The 521-nt window shown below is 66.8% G+C and carries 1 protein-coding gene; it reads left to right on the plus strand.

The window, feature by feature from the left end; translation table 11 throughout:
• Nucleotides 1–521: TetR/AcrR family transcriptional regulator (locus AC1DTN_RS39210; protein ID WP_477925652.1), on the plus strand; the 521-nt coding region annotated here is incomplete at both ends.

Here is a 521-nt window from a genome sequence, read left to right on the forward strand (position 1 = left end):
GCGCGAATGCGCGCGTCGTGTGGGCGTCTCGGAGGCCGCGCCGTCACGGCATTTCGAGGGCAAGGAAGGCCTGCTCGCGGGGATTGCGAGCGACGGCTTTCGCGAGCTCGCCGCGCAGCGCCAGGCCATCGTCGAACTGAAGCTTGGTCCGCTGGAAAAGGCGCGCGAGATGATGCTGAGCTATGTGCGCTATGCGCAGGCCAACAAGGGCGTCTTCAACCTGATGGTGGGCCCGCGCATCCTCGACATGCATCGTCATGGCGAGTTGCTCGAGGAAGGCGCCAGGTCCTTCAATCTCTTTTCCGAGAGCCTCGTCGAACTGGCGATCGCGCACGGATGGCCACGCTCGCAAGTCGATCTCGTCGCCCACAGCGCCTGGGCGATGGAACACGGCCTGGCGACCCTGATCCTGGGCGACCGCGCGCCCCGGGCCGACCGTGACATCGAGCTCGCGCAGATGATCGACTTCTCCATCCGCATGATGCTGAGCGCGGTGGTCGCCGGGCCGGCCGCGCTCAAGG

It is taken from the genome of Rhizobium sp. 01T444, assembly GCF_056398305.1.